13 protein-coding genes are annotated in these 17,269 nt (G+C 55.3%); 5 read left to right on the forward strand and 8 right to left on the reverse strand.

The features are described 5' to 3' along the window. Positions 1–26: 26 nt before the first annotated feature. From nrdR to BUB55_RS01865, 4 genes are all read right to left on the reverse strand, one after another. Entirely contained in the window at positions 27–473 is a 447-nt protein-coding gene (gene nrdR, locus BUB55_RS01850; RefSeq protein ID WP_073187651.1) for a transcriptional regulator NrdR, read from the reverse strand. A gap of 36 nt (positions 474–509) precedes the next feature. Next, complete coding sequence (locus BUB55_RS01855; RefSeq protein WP_073187652.1) at positions 510–1,175, reverse strand: fibrobacter succinogenes major paralogous domain-containing protein; 666 nt, start codon at positions 1,173–1,175, stop codon at positions 510–512. Between the two features lie 165 nt (positions 1,176–1,340). Next, the gene (locus BUB55_RS01860) at positions 1,341–3,413 is read right to left on the reverse strand and encodes a transketolase family protein (protein WP_073187654.1); all 2,073 of its coding nucleotides are present in this window, start codon (positions 3,411–3,413) and stop codon (positions 1,341–1,343) included. Between the two features lie 213 nt (positions 3,414–3,626). Further along, positions 3,627–5,798: a fibrobacter succinogenes major paralogous domain-containing protein gene (locus BUB55_RS01865; RefSeq protein WP_083596820.1), complete on the reverse strand. Its 2,172-nt coding sequence runs from the start codon at positions 5,796–5,798 to the stop codon at positions 3,627–3,629. A 96-nt stretch (positions 5,799–5,894) separates the two neighbouring features. Here BUB55_RS01865 and BUB55_RS01870 point away from each other — a divergent pair, with 96 nt between their 5' ends. Beyond that, a complete protein-coding gene (locus BUB55_RS01870) occupies positions 5,895–8,492 on the forward strand; it encodes an NPCBM/NEW2 domain-containing protein (protein ID WP_073187657.1) in 2,598 nt (865 codons plus the stop codon). A 48-nt stretch (positions 8,493–8,540) separates the two neighbouring features. After that, positions 8,541–9,455: a glycosyltransferase family 2 protein gene (locus tag BUB55_RS01875; RefSeq protein ID WP_073187659.1), complete on the forward strand. Its 915-nt coding sequence runs from the start codon at positions 8,541–8,543 to the stop codon at positions 9,453–9,455. A 63-nt stretch (positions 9,456–9,518) separates the two neighbouring features. Here BUB55_RS01875 and BUB55_RS01880 read toward each other — a convergent pair whose 3' ends face one another. Next, positions 9,519–11,300: an FISUMP domain-containing protein gene (locus BUB55_RS01880; protein WP_073187660.1), complete on the reverse strand. Its 1,782-nt coding sequence runs from the start codon at positions 11,298–11,300 to the stop codon at positions 9,519–9,521. Here BUB55_RS01880 and BUB55_RS14160 point away from each other — a divergent pair. Both BUB55_RS14160 and BUB55_RS14165 read left to right on the forward strand, forming a co-directional pair. Further along, complete coding sequence (locus tag BUB55_RS14160; RefSeq protein ID WP_159431914.1) at positions 11,270–11,431, forward strand: hypothetical protein; 162 nt, start codon at positions 11,270–11,272, stop codon at positions 11,429–11,431. The two genes, BUB55_RS01880 and BUB55_RS14160, sit on opposite strands and share 31 nt — an antisense overlap. A gap of 73 nt (positions 11,432–11,504) precedes the next feature. Then, entirely contained in the window at positions 11,505–11,714 is a 210-nt protein-coding gene (locus BUB55_RS14165; RefSeq protein WP_159431915.1) for a hypothetical protein, read from the forward strand. A gap of 44 nt (positions 11,715–11,758) precedes the next feature. Here BUB55_RS14165 and BUB55_RS01885 read toward each other — a convergent pair whose 3' ends face one another. Further along, complete coding sequence (locus tag BUB55_RS01885; RefSeq protein ID WP_143152853.1) at positions 11,759–13,090, reverse strand: hypothetical protein; 1,332 nt, start codon at positions 13,088–13,090, stop codon at positions 11,759–11,761. A 178-nt stretch (positions 13,091–13,268) separates the two neighbouring features. On the opposite strand from BUB55_RS01885, the gene gmk reads away from it, so the two are divergent. Then, a complete protein-coding gene (gene gmk, locus BUB55_RS01890; protein ID WP_073187664.1) occupies positions 13,269–13,829 on the forward strand; it encodes a guanylate kinase in 561 nt (186 codons plus the stop codon). On the opposite strand, the gene BUB55_RS01895 is transcribed toward gmk, so the two are convergent. Then, positions 13,826–15,016: an iron-containing alcohol dehydrogenase gene (locus BUB55_RS01895; RefSeq protein ID WP_073187665.1), complete on the reverse strand. Its 1,191-nt coding sequence runs from the start codon at positions 15,014–15,016 to the stop codon at positions 13,826–13,828. The genes gmk and BUB55_RS01895 overlap by 4 nt on opposite strands. 127 nt (positions 15,017–15,143) lie before the next feature. Beyond that, the gene (priA, locus tag BUB55_RS01900; protein ID WP_073187667.1) at positions 15,144–17,186 is read right to left on the reverse strand and encodes a replication restart helicase PriA; all 2,043 of its coding nucleotides are present in this window, start codon (positions 17,184–17,186) and stop codon (positions 15,144–15,146) included. Positions 17,187–17,269 lie beyond the last annotated feature (83 nt).

Genomic DNA, 17,269 nt, shown 5'->3' on the forward strand with positions numbered 1-17,269 from the left:
AGCGAGCATGGCGAGCGTTCTTTCGTCTAAGTTTTGTCCAGCGTCTTGATCTGGTCCACGAACTCGCCGACTTCCTTGAATTCTCGGTAGATGGACGCGAACCTCACGTAGGCGACAGGGTCCAATTTCTTGAGTTCCTGCATCACGAGGTTCCCGATGGTATCGTAGCCCACCTCGGAATTGTCGTTCACCGGCAGGGCGTTTTCCACGCGTGTCGCCAGTTCTTCGATGTCCTCGGTCGAAAGCGGGCGCTTCTTGCAAGAGTTCATGATGCCGCGGATAAGCTTTTCGCGCTGGAACGGCTGCTTTTCGCCACTCCGCTTGATAACCGTCAACGGCTGGAGTTCGATATACTCGCGGGTAGTGAACCTGCGACCACACGCAAGGCATTCACGCCGTCTGCGTATGGCGGTTCCGCTCACGCGGCTATCGACCACCTTGTCGTTGTCTTGCTTGCAAAAAGGACAAATCATGGCTAGAATATAGGTTATTTCGCCAAAAAAAGCAAACTAATCCTTGATGCAGCGGACGCTGAGCCACGTATCCTTGGGGAATGCGCCCGATTCCACGGATTCCTTCTCGTAATGCATCACGAACATGAGCGCCTTCACGTCGTTTTTCTCCGTGGCGGTCCAGAAGAAGGCCCCGTTGTTGCTGAAGCTGCGCACACCGTTCGTGTTGACATGCGAAACGGCCGCGGGCAAGGCAGCGAACCCGAAATCGTCCGTACCGACGACATAGTCCTTTTTGTCCTTGTCCCAGTCCCTCGTAGCCTTGAGTTTCGTACCCGCCGTAGCCGAATCACCAGCGGCAGCAACCAGGTCGTTCCAGTCGTCTTCGCCCGGCAGGCGCCAACTGCGGGGGCACGCGTCCATTGCATCTTCCCAGGCGTACAGCCGCCCGTACTTTTCGTGGGACTTCCCGTCGTATTCGGGGAAAACTACGCTGGTTTCCGTTTCGTAGTTCAGGTTCTCCGCCATCCATACCCGTCCGCCGATATTGACCGTGGCGTAAGTCTGGCCATCGCGCAAATCCTTGACCGTTCCCGCGTCGGGATTGTATTCGCTGCCCTTGTCGCCGGAACCGCCACCGCCTACAGACGAGGAGCTGTCGTCACCGCAGGCGGTAAACAAGAACGCCAATGCCAAAGTGCAAATCAAAGAAAAACGCTTCATAGTTCCCCAAATCATTTATCGGAAATATAGGAAACAAAAAGCCGCTCCCGTGCGAGGAGCAAGCTCGTTCTGTGAACGGAAAAGGCTCGTATCAACGAGCCTTTGCAGTGAGAGCGAGCGCATACCAAAGTAATTTAACGCCCAAATCTAGCGCGAGCGGTCGCTTTAATTAGCCTTCTTGAAGTCGGCGACGTTCTGCGCGAACTCGGCGAGGTATTCCTTCGCCTTCGCGGCGACGGCCTCGGGCACATAGCCGAATTCCTTCTCTAGCACGCCAGCCGGAGCAGAAGCGCCGAAGCGTTCCAGGCCGCAGGCCTTGCCGAACCCGCCGACCACGCGGTCGAAGAGAACCGGGAGGCCGCTGGAGAGAGCGAACACCGGAGTCCAGGGCACGAGCACCTGATCGCGGTAAGTTTTTTCTTGCTTGAGGAAGAGAGCCGGGCTAATCATGGAGACCACGCGCACGGCCTTGCCTTCGGCGCGGAGGAGTTCGGCAGCCTGGTGTTCCAGGAGCACGTCGGAACCGTTCGCCACAAGCGTGAGGTCCGGGTTCTTGCCGGCAGCCGTATTGTCGCTCACGATGTAGGCGCCCTTGCGGCAGGCCTTCGCGGCTTCGTAGCGGTTTTCGCCGGGGAGCGTGTTTACCACCTGGCGGGTAAGGATGAGAGCCGTCGGACTGTCGTTGTTCTCGAAAGCCATTTCCCAGGCGGCGAGAGTCTCGAATGCGTCTGCCGGACGGAGCACGAGCATTTCGGCCTTGCCGTTTTCCTTCGTGAGGCCTTCGAGCAAGCGGATCTGCGTTTCGTGTTCGATGGGCTGGTGCGTCGGGCCGTCTTCGCCCACGCGGAAGCTATCGTGCGTGAACACGTACTTGACCGGGAGACCCATGAGGGCAGCCATGCGGATAGCGGGCTTCATGAAGTCGCTGAACACGAAGAACGTGGCACAAATCGGGAACAGGCCCTTCTGCAACGCGATACCGTTCATGATGGCGCCCATCGTGAGTTCCGCGACGCCCACCTGCACGAACGCGCCCTTGAAGTCGTTAGCGCGGAAGATGCCCGTCTTGTTGAGGAACGCCTGCGTATTGTCGGAGTTCGAAAGGTCGGCGGAACTGCAAATGATGTTGTGGAAGTTTTCGGCGAGGTAGCCGAGAACCGTACCGCTCGTGACGCGGGTAGCGACCCCTTCCTTGATGGGGAGGTTCGAGAGGTTGAGCACCGGAGCCTTGCCGGAAAGCCATTCATTGAGGGTCGCGGACTTTTCGGCATTCGCCTTGTCCCAAGCGGCCTTGGCCTTCTTCCATTCGGCGACTTCCTTGCGGAGTTCTTCGGCGCGGGCTTCGAAACCGGCCTTCACATCGTCGAACACCTGGAACGGGTCGTCCGGGTTACCGCCGAGGTTCTTGACCGTAGCGGTTGTGGAAGCACCGGCAGCGTTGAGCGGCTGCCCGTGCGTAGAAACTTCGCCTTCGTAGCTCTTGCCATCTTCGGCAACGGCGCCCTTCGCCATCGTGGTGTGGCCGTACACGAGCGTCGGCTTTTCCTTCTCGGCCCAGGCTTCCTTGAATGCCTTGCGGAGTTCGGCGATGTTGGAACCGTCGCATTCGATAACGCGGAAACCCCATGCCTTGTACTGGCCGACGAAGTCGTGGCTCATCACGTCTTCGGTCTTGCAGCTCAGCTGCACCTGGTTCGCGTCGTAGAAGAAGATGAGGTTCGAAAGCTTGAGGTGGCCCGCGATGCGGCCCACGCCGTAGGCAATTTCTTCTTCGAGGCCGCCGTCAGAAACGAGGCAGACCGTCTTGTGCTCGAGGATGGAGCCGAAGCGTTCCACCATGAAGCGTTCGGCGATGGCGGCACCAAGGGCGATGCCGTGGCCAATACCGAGCGGGCCCGAGGAGTTCTCGATGCCGAGCATCACGTCCAGTTCGGGGTGGCCGGGAGTGCGGCTGCCGAGCTGGCGGAAGTTCTTCACGTCGTCGAGCGTGAGGCGGTTCGTGAGGACGAGCTCGGAGTACAGGAGCGGGCTCATGTGGCCCGGGTCCATGAAGAAGCGGTCGCGGCCCATCCATTCGGCGTCGTCCGGATCGTAGCGCAAGAATTCCGCGAACAACAGCGTGATGGCGTCGGCGGCGCCCATGGCACCACCCGGATGTCCGGACTTCGCCTTCTGCACCATCGCGGCAGAAAGGATTCGGACGTTGTCGGCTGCTTTCGTAACTAAGGAATCTTGCACGGTAAAACCTCTTTAGGGTATTGTTATTTACGCGCCAAATTTAGTTTTTTATGGCTATTCTCACAAGGCGGGTTCCGGCAAAAGAAGATCCCCAAAATCGCAAAAACCGCAAAAAAAACGCACCTAAAATGTTGACGAAAAAGCATTTACGTCAAATTACGGGCGCATTTACAAAAAGTTTTTATTTGTTTACGTCGTCCTGTTTAGTTCTTTTTAATCTTGCACGCAACGGACAGAGAGGGCGTCCTTCTTTTTCAACTGACTCAATTCGCCATCGGAGAAAACGTAAGCCTTCTCCGTTTCAGCCTCCGAAGAAGACCAGAATGCGGTGCGGGACCCTGCACTACCCATGAAATGATCGGTAGACACCAGCGGGTCATCGTAATAAACGCCCACAGGAAGAGCCGTAAATCCAAACCTATCACATCCAGACTCCCAAGACGAAAGCCATGATGAACAGATACCCGGCATGTAAGAATTATTCCAGCCATTGGAGGATTTTAGCAACCAAGAAGGATCTTCATTTTCAAAAGTTACTTTTAACAGCTCTAACAGCTCTGCCCACTCCGTAGAATCAGGCAAGTGCCAACCCTCCGGGCATATATCTATAGCGGCGTCCCAGGTGTACAGGCGCCCTCCGACTTTGCAATATTTAAGAGAATCGTTGTAGCACCGGGAATTTCCAACAAGGCTCGGAGTCTTTGAGCTGTCGGCGTAGTTCAAGTTCTCGGCCATCCACGTTTGATTTCCAATCTCTACCGTCCTGTATGTCTTTTGATCGCGATTATCCGTCATGGAGCCATATTCTATATCCGGGTTAAAGCGGGCTTCTTTCGGGATATTCCAATCCCATTCCGTAATATTCACCCAAGCTGAATCCTTGCAATAATAGGAGTTCCTTTTATCAATCTTTCCTTTAATTACTTTGTTATCTCCCGCAGCACAGGATTCACCGTAAGTATTCTTTTCAACATCGCTCGCCTCAACCCAACGGTTACTGTCTGCATGGCAAATGTAACGATACGGAATAGAGTCTTCATAATCCATCACACGAAATAAACTTCCAGGACGGGTTACGTAACGGATTTCTCCATCCTTCGCAACGGGAAGCGAATCATCCTTAATCAAACCATCGGCAAGGGCTCCGCACACGCCCAGGCCCAGTTCCTGGCTCCAAAAATGGCGCACGTATTTTTCAAAATTGGGAATCTCGTTCTGCGAAAGATTCCAACCCTTCACATTCGTTCTCACATCAGCAAGCCGAAAAAAATTTTTGGGGGGATAACAGGAATTGTCGCCATCGCGAAACCAGCCAAATTCCGACTCCAAAATGGCATCCGCAATCGCAACTCGGCTAGAATCACCATTATTCCCCTTGCCATCCGTTTCCAAGTCGGCGGCAAACTTGGAGAGATATTCAGAAAATTCACTTGTGGTAAACCTGTTCTGCATAATTATAGAGACAGCGAGCAAGGCCGCGTCGGCTTCGCTGGAGCCGGCAATGTTCATGTCTTCGGAGTTCTTGAACCCGTCGGAATCTATGTGGAACGCGGCAAAGATTTCCTTTTGCGCCTGCTTTTTCGCCGTGGCCACACGCTTGCCTTCGTTCTGCACCAGGTAGTACACGCGGTCGTATTCCAGGTGCGTGAGCAGGTTCAAGTTCGCCGTTGTGTGCGTAGAAAGGTCTGTCAGGGCATTCAAGGAGATTTGCCCGTCCGAGTTCCCGCCCGTCATCTCGTTCTTGTAATAGCCCGTGGCCGAGAGGCTCACATATTGGGACTTGAGCATGCCGCCACGCAGTTTGAACTCGCCCTTGTCGTTGGCGATGAACCCCGTGTAAGTGATGTTGGACTGGGTAAGCGTACGCCCGTTTTCCAGGCCGCGCACCGTAACAGGCGTACCCGACAAGAACGGGCCCTTTTGAGAACAGCCCGAAATCGTATTCAGTTCCGTGGGCACACTCTCGGAATCCGAAACGGTGGTGTCTATCAGGTCTTTGCCGTCAACGCCGTCAATTCCATCCTTGCCATTTTTTCCATCGGCACCATCGCGACCGTTGAGCACCACGCCCACCGAGTCGCCGTTGCATATAATCTTCACGCCGCTGCTGTCTTTGAGGGGTTCCGTGGAGCATTTGGAATCTGCTATATAGAGCGTGTCCACCGATCCATTCATCGAAAGCCACTCCCCTCCCGAGCACATGCGGAGTTGGGCTTCGGATTTGAGCCAAAGCAGTTCGCCTTCGTTATCGCCGTCGCAGTCTCCAAGAGCGTCGGCATCGGCTACCATGGCAATAGAGCCACCTTCTACAATGGTGGTCTCGTCGCCGCAGGCCACAAAAATGCCGGTAGCCCCCAATACCAAGGGAAGTGCTCGTTTAAGCATACAAACTCCGTCTTATGTTTATCTCTCCGTTTTAAAAAGTAAACGATTTGTCTCGGGAAGTCAATAGCCCCAAAGGTCTTTGTTATATTTTTAGCCATGAAAGAGTACGTATTTCGCCTTTTAAAGAACCTGGCTCACCCGGGCACCATCATCGGCCTTGTGGTGGCTGCAGCCATTCCCTTCCTCGTGTACCTCGGCCCCAACGTGGACCACAAAGAGACCATCCGCCAGCTCGACCTGTACCTGCCCCTCCCGCTGTTTTGCGTGCAATTCGTGGCCGCCATCGTCCTCTTTTGCATGCTGAGCAAGGATTTTCGCGAATGGGTCAAAACAGTACTCCCCGCCAAATCGTTTAGCATTTTGACGCTCGCCTTTGCCGTCGCCGTCTCGATTTTCGCTGCCACGCAAATCGAGGCCCGCCACCGCGTGCAAAGCGACGAGAGCGTGTTCATGTCGGTCGCCCAGAACATGTACTACAACCAAGAAAGCGGGACCTGCAACCAGGGGCTCTACAACGACGGCAAGCTCGATTGCGTCTCCAAGTCCAACAGTTTCAAGACCAAGGGGCTCGCCTTCCTCTACGTGCTGGGCATGCCGCTCTTTGGCTCGGACCTCCACTGGATCTTTAACCTTGAGCTTTTGCTTTTGCCGCTCGCATTCTTGCTTATGTTCCTTGCGATTGCCGCATGGACAAGGCAGCCGCTCTTGGCGTTCTTCGCGGCGCTCCTCACAGCACTGCAGCCCACCGTGCTGTTCCAGTTCCGCGCCATGTCGGTGGAACCGCTCTACATTTTCCTCTCGGCGCTCTCGCTGTTCACCTTCAAGTGGGCTTACGACCGCAACACCGTCAAGCACTGGGCGCTCTTCGCGCTCGTCCTCGCCTTTTTTGCACAGACCCGCCAAGAGACTGTGTTCTGCTTTGCCCCGTTCATTCTGTTCGCCCTCCCCAAAATTCTAGACTCCAAGAGCGCCAAGGCACCCACGTTCTTTGTGACGCTTTCGTTCTTTAGCATGCCGGTGCTCCTCACCATCAGCTACTTCCAGGGGTTCGGCTTCCAGGGCGGCGAGTTCGAGGCGCACGGCCACTTTTTTGAGGACCTCGCCAAGAACTGGCACGAGATGACACTCCCGCTCAGGGAGAACGGCGAACTCCAGAACCCGTTCCTCACCTATTTTAACTATCTCTTCGCCATCGGCGCTATCTACCTGGTGTTCCGTGCCATTTACGACACCAAAAAGGGCGACAAGTTCTACCTGTGGACGCTCGTGTTCCTCGTGCTGTACCACATCCAAACCTACGTGATATTGGAGAACGTCTCGGGCGACTTCACCATCCAAATCAACCAGCGCTACAGCCTGGTGATGCTCCCTAGCATGGCCTTTGTGGGGGCGCTCCCCGTCGCGCACGCCATCGAATACTTCGCCGCATCCATCGACAAGAACAAGGTGGCAAAACTCTCGTTCTTGGGAGCCGTCGCCGTCGCCTTGATCTTTGGCGGTTGGACCTTCCATTACAAAAAAGACTTCAACGACAACGTCATGTACAACCGCAACCACCTGACCATTGAGGAGTATGAGATTTGGCAGTGGTTGAACGAGCTGCCGCAAAAGAACAGGCTCTTTATTTACGGGCGACCCTGGCACTTTGTGGGTTACGGGGTTTCATCCATCCACTACGACAAGGCCCGCCAAATGAGGGATTCCGAGCTGCAACAGCTCATGGACAAGTACGACGAAGTCTACTACATTCGCGGTCTCGACTGCTGGGACAGCCAGACCTACCACAAAAAGGCGGTGGAACACCGCATCGCCACCACCTGCGACGTGTTCGAGCGCGAGATGGACCTGGTCGGCGTCAAGAACATCCTCATCACCAACAACTACTGGGTGCAAATCGCCCAGTTCAACGGGCGCAAGAACTACAACCCCAAGAACATCATCGTCGTCGAGGACGTCGCCATCGAGACCGCGGGCGAACCCGAAAAACTCAACTTGAGCGAGCTCGACGAGAACACCGACGTGAACAAGATTGTGGTCGACACGCTGCGCTACAAGTACAACCTGAAGGAATCCAACGCCGAGACCACAACCAACTGGGAGTTTTTCACCGTGCTGAACGGCAAGTTCCTGAGCCGGGGCGCCTACCAGAACGGCGAATTCGCGCTCGCCATCCCCGCCGACACCTTGCAGCCGGGCTACAACCAAATCCGCTTTGTGGTGCAAGACACCCTCAAAAGGACCAAGCTCGCCGACATCTCGAAATTCTACTTCAACGCCGACAACGGCGCCATCCCGCTGGGCGACCTGAACTACGAGAGCCACACGCAGGGCTGGGGAAGCATGCACAAAAACGAGAGCATCGAGGGCAACAAGATGACCATCAACGGGCAGGTGTTTGAATTTGGCTTCGCCACGCATGCGGCCTCCGAAACAGTTTACGCCCTCGGCGGCAAATACAACAGCTTCCGAGTGTCCGTAGGTTTGGACGACGAATCGCTCTGCAGCGAAGGCGTGTACGTCGAGATCCTGGGCGACGGAAAGACCCTCGCGCAAACGCCGGTGTTCCGCAACGGCGAGATCCACACGCTCACCGCCAGCACCGCGGGCGTGCAAAAGCTTGCGCTCAAAGCCCTGCCCAAGGCCGGCATCGACTGCAGCCACGTGGACTTTGTGAACGGCGCTCTCATTCCCTAAGCGGCTACGCCGCAATGTGAAGTATTCTTATTTACTATAATTATCCATATGCTCTTATCCGTAATCATTCCCGTTTTTAACGAAGAAGAAATCGTTGCCGAAACGTACCGCGTCCTCGAGGAGGAACTCAAGGAATACGAGCACGAACTCATTTTCGTGAACGACGGTTCCAAGGACCGCACCCGCGAAATCGTCGAGGGCCTGCTTCCGGGCAACCCGAACAACAAGATTATCAACTTCAGCCGTAACTTTGGCCACCAGGCCGCCTTCAGCGCGGGCCTCGACCATGCCACCGGCGATGCGGTGGTGATTATCGACGGCGACCTGCAAGACCCGCCGAGCCTCATCCACGAGATGATGGTCAAGTGGCGCGAGGGCTACCAGGTCGTGTACGCGCAGCGCAACAAGCGCAAGGGCGAAACCATCTTCAAGCGCTTCACCGCGTTCTGCTTCTACCGCCTTATCGGCAAGCTCACGAGCATCGACATTCCGCCCGATACCGGCGACTACCGCCTCATGGACCGCTGCGTGGTGGACCAGCTCAAGAACCTGCCGGAACGCAGCCGCTTTTTGCGCGGGCTCGTGTGCTGGGTAGGCTTCAAGAAGATTGGCGTCAAGTACGACCGCGCAGAACGCACCGCGGGCACCTCCAAGTACCCGCTCAAGAAGATGATGCGGCTCGCCTTCGACGGCATTACCGGATTCAGTTCCGCACCGCTCAAGGTCAGTTTCTACATGGGATTCTTCGCGACCCTCGTCGGCCTCGGCGTGCTCGTGTGGTCCATCCTCGAGAAGTTCCTCTCCCCCGCCACGACCGTGCCGGGCTGGGCATCGCTCATGACGGCCATCGTGTTCTTTGCCGGCGTGCAACTCATGTCAATCGGGATTCTCGGCGAATACATCGGCCGCATCTACGACGAAGTCAAGCAACGCCCGCTGTACATCGAAGACAAGAACAAGTAAGCATTACAAAAAAAACGGCTGCGAGGCCGTTTTTTTTATTGTATTTCTACAAGGAAATCTGTTTTATTCCGCATCCTTCAGGCAGCGGACGGAGACAGCTTCTTCTTCAACGCCATCGGGAAAAGCTGCACTCGGCAAGCTATAGACAAAATTAACAATGTACGTACAACCAGAGCAACCACTCGTTTTAGACGTCGTCGAGCTCAAAAACCAAGCATTCTGCTCCCTTCCATCAAACCCCCCAGCAACTCTTCGTCCTCCCGGGAGCGCCGAGAAACCATAGTCATCAGTACCGCGGCTGTCAACATCATCATAATAATAATCATCTTCTTTCCAATCTGATTTCGACTTAAGATGGATGGCAGCAGAGTCTTTCCCCTCCACCGCATCAAATAATGTTAGCCATTCATCATAGCTCGGCACGTGCCAGCCTCCGGGGCAAACACCACCTGCCATCTCAAGTGTTTTCCTTATTTTATAAAGACGACCGTACGTTTCACAATACTTATTAGTCGTCTGGGCATTATTTTCACCATAGCAATAGCTGTCGTCCGTCTTGTAATTCAGATTCTGCGCCATCCAGGTCTGGTCGCCAATCTTGACCTTTCTGTACGTCTTGCCATCGCGGTTATCAACGAAGTAATTTTCATCCAAAATGCAGCGGACGGAAAGAGCATAGTAATTTTTTCCAATCACAGAATATTTGGACATCGATGCAGAATCGACAGTATACTCCAATTTTAAACCATACGCGGAGTCAGATCCGAATTCTGTTTGACTCCAGAAATGGGCCGCGCCTTCTAAACCATAGTATTCACCATCACCCGAATAATTACTCCAATAGCCAGCAGGCAGTGCCGAAAAGCCATACTCATCCGTTCCATCACCATCATTCTTCCAGCCGGAGTTCGTCTTGAGAGCCTTGCCCGCTTGTTTCGCACTACCACCACCCACAGATGAAATCAACTGTTCCCATTCATCTTTACTTGGCAAACTCCAGCCTTCGGGACAAAGATTTTTCGCATCATCCCACCTGTAAAGATGACCATATGTTGCGCAATTTTCATGAATGCCGCCAGGGCACAAAATCCCCCCCCCTTTAGCCATATTTTCCGCCATCCAGGTCCGGTTACCGATTTCTACCGTCCTGTACGAAAAAGCAAAAGTACTTGGATCGGTCATTTTTCCATAGCTTATTCCTGAAGGAGGAACGTAGCTAGAAGACGGTTCCGCAGAACTGCTGCTCAATTTCACAGAACTACTGGACGAAGGCTCACCCTTTATGCAACGGACTGAACGACGACTCGCTATAAGATTTCCATCAATAGTTGGATAAGAGTCATCCCAATACATTCCCACAGACCACGCATCATAGCTGTTTTTCACTTCGCTCGTCCAGAAAGCAGCATCAATCTCTTTGCCCGCATACTTCACGTCAGATCCTGTATCCGAGCCTCCTGCAGCAAACGCAGAAAAGCCAAATTTATCATCTCCATTGCCATCGCTAGTCCAGCCTGACGTTGCTTTGAGGTGTGTAGCCGCAGTTGCCTTTCCACCCACCGACTCAAACAAAATGCTCCAATCGGTCGTATCCGGCAAGCGCCAACCTTCGGGGCAAACTTTCATAGCAGCATCCCACGAATAAAGGCGACCGTACATATCACAGTACTTGCTAGAATCTCTATAACAGGCGCTACCATCCACTTTGGCGTTCATATTTTCAGCCATCCATTCCTGGTCACCGATTTTGACTGTCCTGTACTTTTGCCCGTTGTAATCCAGCGTGTCGTAATTCGGCCCCGAAGGCGGGGTGTATGGAAGTATTGAAGAAGACGAAGACTCCACCGAGCTGCTTGATTCCGCAGAACTACTGGGCTGTTCTCCAGAGCTCTGGGTCGGGACGGTTCCAGAAGACAGCGGTTCAGCACCGCTCGATGTCGGAACAGTTCCAGAAGACAGCGGTTCGGCACCGCTAGATGCAGGAACAGTGCCAGAAGACAGAGGGTCGGCACCACTCGACACAGATGCAGAAGACGCGGGTGTCGTGCCGTGCGAACTCCCAGGATCAACGCCGCTGGACAATTCCGGGTTTTCAATGTCGCCGTATTCCAACGCAGCGAAGTTGTTGTCGAACTCTTCCTGGTAATCGGTACAGGCCGTAAGGAACGTCATGACAAGCGCCACAAGCGCACCTACAAGACGTATGGATCCTTCGACTCCACGCCTTACGGCGTTACGCTCAGGATGACACTTCCCTAATTCCGAATTCCTAATTCCTAATTCCGAATTCATGTCGTCCCCTCCTAAAAAGCGATACTCAGGCCAAGCCCGATGCCGCCCAAAATTGCAATGCCAATACCTGCCGCGCGCACCTTCTGGTACTTGCCGATGTCATCATGCCGATTGTTGAATTCTTCCTGCGAAGAAGGCTGCTTCGTACTTTCGTCCTTCGCCTTCTTGTTGTAGATGACAGCAAGCGTCGAACCTGCGATGAGAGTCGCCGCCGAAATCCCGATAAGCACCCAGTGCGGGCCGTCCGATTTTTTCGCCTCGGGCAGGCCGTTGTCCACCTTGTCGCCCGCCTGCGGGGCAGTTTCTGCTACCGGAGCAGCGTTGGGCTCCGTTCCCGATGCGGCCACCACCTCGGACGCAACCGTCTTCGTGTTCATCTTGGGCATCGCCTTGATGGCCGTAGAATCGCGGCCCCAAATCCAGCGGCCCACGAGGTCGTTGCTCGCCTTCTCGAACTCCACACGGCCCTTGTAGGTGGCCATCTCGCCGTCGCGTCCCTTCGGGAACTGCACGGACTTGTCCTTCATGTCCACCAGCAGGTGCGCATTCTCCTTGCCCGAAGGAATCTGCGTCACGTTGAAGAGTTCGGCGCCGCTCAGGTAGTACGCGCCCGCCACCGGCCTGTTCAAGTCCAGGTAGAGCGAAAGGTCGCTCGTATCGAGAACCACCTTCAGGTTCGTCTTCGTGTTTAAAAGCGAGTCGTTCATGTGGTCGAGAGCCTGCACAAAGAGCGGAGCAAACTCGTCACCCGACTTGCGCAGCACAATGTCACCGCACTTCGAGAGCCAGAGTTCGGTAAAATGCTTCTGCTGGTCCATGCGGCGTCCGTCATAGCGCAGCTTGAAGTTGTAAGACGCATCGAACGCTCCCGCATGCGAGAGCGGTTCCAGGTCCACGCCGCCCTCGATTTTCAGGAGGTTCTCCTTGGAGGCGATAATGCGGGAAAAAGCGTCGGTACAAGCGTCAATCTGCTGCGTGCGCTGTTCCAGGTCGTTCGCCATAGTCACCACACCCAGGCGCAGCTCGCCGGTCACTTCCATATAGCGCGATTCGAATTCGGGGAGTTCCACGGCATAGAAGTGTCCGCACTCCTCGTCGAGCACGTCATTGATGGATACCATGCTACACCGGTCGTTCATTTTCGCGATGCGGTTCGCACGGGTAATCAAGGAATCCACCTCGGGGTTATCGCTCCCGATGCCCGCCTTCAACTGCTGCAAGTCGGCCTGTATCGCCTGGAATTCGGAGGCGTCCTTCACAAAGATAGATACCGTCGGGTCGGCAAAGGCCATGCCCGCAAGGCTGGCGCACGTCAACAAAAAAAGAGATAAATAACGTTTCATGCTCTCTCCCTAATCCCCACACACCAGATATTGCAAAATATAGAAACGTATTGTCAGGTTTTTAACAACTTAGTGAAAGCATTTGAGTAAAATCACATTCTGGCCTTCGCATTCCGTTTTACAGGCAGAAAAAGCCCCTTCGCAAGCCAGTACGCCCCCTTTTAGTATATTTGTCCGTATGAAGAACAAGCTTTTCGTGATGAGCGCCGCGAGCGGCGCAGGCAAGACCACCCTCAAGGACAAGGTCATCGGGGAATTCCCCGACATCGTGTATTCCATTTCGGCCACTACGCGGAGTCCCCGTGAAGGCGAGGTAAACGGCGTACACTACTTCTTCAAGACTAAGGAAGAATTCGAGCAGATGATCAAGGACGATGCGCTGGTGGAATACAACCTAGTGCACGGCAACTACTACGGCACCCCCAAGTTCTTCGTGGAAGACATGCTCAAGCAGGGCAAGCGCGTGCTGTTTGACCTCGACGTGTTCGGCAAGGTGAACTTCGACAAGGTCTACCCCGACGCAACGGGCATCCTCATCCTCCCGCCGAGCGAAGAAGAACTAGAACGCAGGCTCCGCGGTCGCGGCACAGACTCCGAAGAAGTCATCCAAACGCGCCTCCACAACGCCAAAAAAGAGATGGAATTCGCCAAGACCAAGGGCAAGTACGAATACACCATCGTGAACGACGACCTCGAAAAGGCCGCCGACGAACTGCGTGCTATTTTGAAAAAAGCCTAGGACGCACCGCCTTCTGTCGTTGCGTGAGCCGCAATCTTGTAGATGGCGGTTACATCGGCGCGCTTGAGCGGCAAAAAGCCCCAGCCATCACCCGGGTTCAGTTTATCGACGAGCGTCGGGATGTCCTCCTCCTTCGCGCCAAGTTCCTCAAAGTTGATGGGCATGCCAATGCTCTTGAGGAACTTGCGGAAGCGGCAAATGCCCTCCTTCGCAGTCGCCTCGGGATTCTCGAAATCCATCTCGACGCCAAACACGCGAGTCGCCATCTGGGCAAAGCGCATCACGTTGTGGTGCATCACGTATTCCATCCACGCAGGCATAATCACCGCAAGGCCCGCGCCATGGGCGCAGTCGTACATGCCCGAAAGTTCGTGCTCAATAGCGTGGCTGTTCCAGTCCTGGCTGCGGCCGCACCCAATGATGTCGTTGTGCGCAACCGTGCCCGCCCACATGATGTTCGCACGCGCCTCGTAGTTGTTCGGGTCGGCAATCACGCGCGGCCCTTCCTTGAGCATCGTCAAAAGCAAACCTTCGCAAAGGCGGTCGCCCACTTCGACCTCGGGCGTGTTCGTAAAGTAGCGTTCAAAAATGTGCGCCATGATGTCGGTGATGCCGCAAGCCGTCTGGTAAGCCGGAAGCGTGCAGAGCAGGGCGGGATTCTCGATGGCAAAACGCGGACGGATGAGGTCCGTGCCAATGTCCCTCTTGAGGCCGCCCTCGACCTTCGTCACAACAGAGGCGCCACTGCCTTCGCTACCCGCGGCAGCGATTGTCAAGACCACGCCCACCGGGAGGGCTCGCTTGATTTCGGCCTTGCGGCAATAAAAATCCCAAAAGTCGCCGTCGTAGAGGCTCCCCACCGCAATCGCTTTAGAGCTATCGATTGTGGAGCCGCCGCCCACGGCAAGGATAAAGTCCACGCCCGTCTTTTTCACGAGCTCAATGCCTTCGTAAATCTTGGTGTCCTTCGGGTTCGGCTGCACGCCGCCCAGTTCAAAGTGCCCAATACCCTCGACGTCAAGGCTCGCTTTCACGCGGTCAATGAGTCCGCTTTTCAAAGCGGACTTTCCACCGTAGTGGATGAGCACGCGGGTGCCGCCGAATTTTTTCACATACTTGCCGACCTCGTTTTCGCGATCCTTGCCAAAAACAAATTCCGTGGGGCTGTAAAAGTTGAAAGATTCCATTTTTCATCCTTTTTTGGGCGTCGGGCACATGCCCCGCCTTGGGCTATGCAAAAAAAATACAAGAAAAAAGAGCCAGGCGACCCATTTTGTACTAAAAATCCGTTCACAACGGAAAACAGGCGGGTTTTTAGTCGATTTCGACCTTGATGTCGACCCCAGGGGCCCAAGGCTTGGGGCTGTTCACCACGGGGTGGAGCAAATGCCGAACCGCCGCGAGGTTCGCAGCCTTAATGTACAGCTTGACCCAATGCACGTTTTGCACCATGCTCACAAAGGCGTCTACCGGGCCCAGCACCATGAGGGATTTTTCGGCACGGCACAGCGATTCGACACGGGCGACGGCCGCGCGCAAAAGATTCTCGTCGCGGGAGCCAAACGAGACCTCGACCAGCTTGCAAAACGGCGGGTAGTTGGCGTCGCGGCGGTCGTCCATCTCGTGGGCGGCAAAACCGGCGTAGTCGTGATGCAACGCGAACTGCATCACAGGCTCACTCGGGTTGAGCGTCTGGATCACGACCTTACCGCCGCCGCTCACGCGACCAGCACGGCCCGCCGTTTGACTCAGCAACTGGAACAGGCGTTCGGTATTGCGAAAATCGGGCATGCCGAGCCCGCTGTCGGCACCCACGACGCCCACCAGGCGCACTCCCGGAAAGTCGTGCCCCTTGGCGACCATCTGCGTGCCGAGCAAAATATTGTGTTCGCGGTCGCGAAAACTGTCGAGGATCTTGTCGATGGAGCCCACGTTTTGCGTGGTGTCGCGGTCCATACGCACGATTTTTGCCCCAGGGACCCATTCCGTAATTTCTTCTTCAAGCTTTTCAATGGCGCCACCCACAAACTCATACGTGGCGGCACCGCACTTGCCGCACGGCGTATCGACAGGGTACAGCATGCCGCAATAGTGGCAAAGCAGCGAACGGTACTGCTTATGATAAACCAACGGCACATGGCAATGCCTGCAGTAAAGCGTCTCGCCGCACTCCGTGCACACGCGGATTTTGGAATAGCCGCGGCGGTTCATCAGCACAATCGCCTGCTCGCCCGAGGCGATGCACGCCACCAGGGATTCGCGCAGTTCCGGCGACATCAAAATGCCCTTTTGCTGCCGCACCGCCCCCATGTCCACAATCTGCACGTCAGGGAGCGGGGCCGCGGTGGCGCGATGTTCGAGCCGCAAGTACTTCAGGTTCCTGCTCATCGCATTGTGGAACGTCTCAAGACAGGGGGTCGCACTCCCCAAAACCACGAGCGCCCCGTATTTGTGCGCCAGGTGGAAGGCAAGTTCCCGCGTGTGGTAACGCGGCGCAGGATCCTGCTGTTTAAAGGAACTGTCGTGTTCCTCGTCCAATATCACAACGTCAAACCGAAACGGCGCCAAAATCGCACTGCGCGTGCCGAGCACCACCTGCGCCTCGCCCTTGAGCACGGCAACGTAAGCGGCCCGCTTTTTTGGAGCCGAGAGCGCCGAATGCAGCACATGCACCGGCACCTGCAAAAAATCCTCGAACCGCTTGGAGGTTTGCGGCGTAAGCCCAATCTCGGGGACCAGAATCAAAACGCGAAGCCCGCGCCTAAGCGCCTCGTAAGCAAGTTCCTGGTACACGCGCGTTTTGCCGGAACCCGTGACGCCGTGTAACAGCGCCCCCCTGAATCCCGTGCCGTCCAAGTCGGCCACCAGCGAATCCAAGGCCGACTGCTGCTCGCCTGTCAACGGAGGTACTTCGGGTTTAGCCGGTTGCTTGACCCGGGGGAGATCCTCTACCGCGACCGCATCCAAATACTTCTCGAAATCCGCCGGCCAAAAAACGTTCAGCGCCTTCATGGGCGTGCTCACGTAATACCGTGCAGTCCACTCGAGCGCCTCCATGTAGCGTTCGTCAAAAACGTAACCCGAGGCATGTGGGTAGGCACACCGCACGTCAAATTCGGGGCGTTCCACCATTTTAGAGACCACCGCCAGGGCGGGCTTTTTGCGGGTCGCGAATTGCACCCACACCACGCTCCCGCGGCCGATTTTCACCCCCTCGGGCAAGTCCAGAGGCACCCCGTAGGTATACACCGAGGGCGCCAGCGGGATGTAAACCTCGCAGAACTCACGAAGTTCCGCCGCCTTGCATTTTAGGCGAATTTGCTCGGGAGCCTCGGTTTTGGGGATGCGTTTTGCCATATCAGGGGTAAAGATAGGTATTCCACACCCATTTTCTGCCCGTATTATTGCCAAAAACCGCTTATTTTTTTACACCGCTTTAA

It is taken from the genome of Fibrobacter sp. UWP2 (assembly GCF_900141705.1).
Classification (GTDB): Bacteria; Fibrobacterota; Fibrobacteria; order Fibrobacterales; family Fibrobacteraceae; genus Fibrobacter.

Excerpts from the sequence above, each read along its gene's own strand:
- nrdR (WP_073187651.1), bottom strand. The coding sequence starts at position 473 with ATGATTTGTCCTTTTTGCAAGCAAGACAACGACAAGGTGGTCGATAGC.
- BUB55_RS01855 (WP_073187652.1), bottom strand. The coding sequence starts at position 1,175 with ATGAAGCGTTTTTCTTTGATTTGCACTTTGGCATTGGCGTTCTTGTTT.
- BUB55_RS01865 (WP_083596820.1), bottom strand. The coding sequence starts at position 5,798 with ATGCTTAAACGAGCACTTCCCTTGGTATTGGGGGCTACCGGCATTTTT.
- BUB55_RS01870 (WP_073187657.1), top strand. The coding sequence starts at position 5,895 with ATGAAAGAGTACGTATTTCGCCTTTTAAAGAACCTGGCTCACCCGGGC.
- BUB55_RS01875 (WP_073187659.1), top strand. The coding sequence starts at position 8,541 with ATGCTCTTATCCGTAATCATTCCCGTTTTTAACGAAGAAGAAATCGTT.
- BUB55_RS14160 (WP_159431914.1), top strand. The coding sequence starts at position 11,270 with ATGGAAGTATTGAAGAAGACGAAGACTCCACCGAGCTGCTTGATTCCG.
- BUB55_RS01885 (WP_143152853.1), bottom strand. The coding sequence starts at position 13,090 with ATGAAACGTTATTTATCTCTTTTTTTGTTGACGTGCGCCAGCCTTGCG.
- gmk (WP_073187664.1), top strand. The coding sequence starts at position 13,269 with ATGAAGAACAAGCTTTTCGTGATGAGCGCCGCGAGCGGCGCAGGCAAG.
- BUB55_RS01895 (WP_073187665.1), bottom strand. The coding sequence starts at position 15,016 with ATGGAATCTTTCAACTTTTACAGCCCCACGGAATTTGTTTTTGGCAAG.
- priA (WP_073187667.1), bottom strand. The coding sequence starts at position 17,186 with ATGGCAAAACGCATCCCCAAAACCGAGGCTCCCGAGCAAATTCGCCTA.